At 72.5% G+C, this 1,888-nt stretch carries 2 protein-coding genes; both read left to right on the forward strand.

The genetic code is table 11. The features are described 5' to 3' along the window. On the forward strand, positions 1–539 hold a 539-nt coding region (locus SSOG_RS19975; protein ID WP_039938136.1), incomplete at its 5' end, for a magnesium chelatase domain-containing protein. 260 nt (positions 540–799) lie between these two features. After that, positions 800–1,858, forward strand: a complete 1,059-nt coding sequence (disA, locus tag SSOG_RS19980) for a DNA integrity scanning diadenylate cyclase DisA (protein ID WP_050799906.1) — start codon at positions 800–802, stop codon at positions 1,856–1,858. The last annotated feature ends 30 nt before the right edge of the window (positions 1,859–1,888 follow it).

The following is a 1,888-nucleotide window of genomic DNA, read 5'->3' on the forward strand; positions in this document are numbered from 1 at the left end:
TGCCCGGCACCTGCCTGACCGTCACCCTGGAGGGCCGCCGACCGCTGGTCGCCGAGGTGCAGGCGCTGACCGTCGACTCGCAGATCCCCTCCCCGCGCCGCACCACCTCGGGCCTGGAGACCTCCCGCGTCTCGATGATGCTGGCGGTGCTGGAGCAGCGCGGCCGGATCAGCGCGCTCGGCAAGCGCGACATCTACAGCGCCACGGTGGGCGGGGTGAAGCTGTCGGAGCCCGCGGCGGACCTCGCGGTGGCGCTGGCGCTGGCGAGCGCGGCGAGCGACACCCCGCTGCCGAAGAACCTGGTGGCGATCGGCGAGGTGGGGCTCGCGGGCGAGGTCCGGCGGGTCACGGGTGTGCAGCGGCGGCTGTCCGAGGCCGCCCGGCTGGGCTTCACCCACGCCCTGGTGCCCACCGATCCGGGGCGTGTCCCCGACGGCATGCGGGTGCTGGAGGTGGCGGACATAGGGGACGCACTGCGCGTACTGCCCCGCCGGGAGCGCGCCGACCGGTCCCGCGCGGACGCCCCTGAACAGGGGTGACCGCGGGGGCGAACGCGGTGGTGAGCGGGGCGATCCGGACCGCAGGGGGAGCCGCACTCCGGTTCCCGCCCACGGGCGTACGCCGGGAGACCCCACGGGAGGCCGGGGACCGCCGGTAGACTTTGCCCTGGTCTCGCCCGTACGTGGCCTCGTACAGGGGCGCGGAGGGGCGACTCGCGGCACCGATTCAGACCTTGTGACGGAGGAGTGCAGTGGCAGCAGGCGACCGGGCATCGAATCCCGGCAAAGCCGACAGTCTGATGCGTGCCACTCTGAGCGCCGTCGCGCCGGGCACAGCCCTGCGTGACGGCCTTGAGCGCATCCTCCGTGGAAACACGGGCGGGCTCATCGTGCTCGGCACCGACAAGACCGTCGAGTCGCTGTGTACCGGCGGCTTCGTCATCGACGTCGAATTCACCGCCACCCGGCTGCGCGAACTGTGCAAGCTGGACGGGGCGCTGGTACTCGACAAGGACATCAGCAAGATCGTGCGGGCGGGGGTGCAGCTCGTCCCCGACGCGGCTATCGCCACCGAGGAGACCGGCACCCGGCACCGCACCGCGCAGCGCGTCTCCATCCAGACCGGGTTCCCGGTCGTGTCCGTCAGCCAGTCCATGCGGCTGATCGCGCTGTATGTGGACGGGCAGCGGCGGGTCCTGGAGGATTCCGCGGCCATCCTGTCCCGCGCCAACCAGGCGCTGGCCACCCTGGAGCGGTACAAACTGCGGCTGGACGAGGTCGCGGGCACCCTCTCCGCGCTGGAGATCGAGGACCTGGTCACCGTCCGGGACGTCAGCGCGGTCGCGCAGCGGCTGGAGATGGTGCGGCGCATCGCCACCGAGATCGCCGAGTACGTGGTGGAGCTGGGCACGGACGGCCGGCTGCTCTCGCTCCAGCTGGACGAGCTGATCGCGGGCGTCGAGCCGGAGCGGGAGCTGGTCGTACGGGACTACGTGCCCGAGCCGACCGCCAAGCGCATCCGCACCGTCGCCGACGCGCTCGCCGAGCTGGACCGGCTCACCCACACCGAGCTGCTCGAACTCCCCATCGTGTCCCGCGCCCTGGGGTACACGGGCTCGCCCGAGACCCTGGACTCGGCGGTCTCCCCACGCGGCTTCCGGCTGCTGGCCAAGGTGCCGAGGCTGCCGGGGGCGATCATCGAGCGGCTGGTGGAGCACTTCGGCGGGCTACAGAAGCTGCTGGCCGCGAGCGTGGACGATCTCCAGATGGTCGACGGCGTGGGCGAGGCCCGGGCCCGCTCGGTCCGCGAGGGCCTGTCGCGGCTGGCGGAGTCGTCGATCCTGGAGCGGTACGTGTAGCGACACGCAGAGGGGGCCGGATCCGCATCG

Source organism: Streptomyces himastatinicus ATCC 53653, assembly GCF_000158915.1.
In the GTDB taxonomy this organism is placed as follows: Bacteria; Actinomycetota; Actinomycetes; order Streptomycetales; family Streptomycetaceae; genus Streptomyces; species Streptomyces himastatinicus.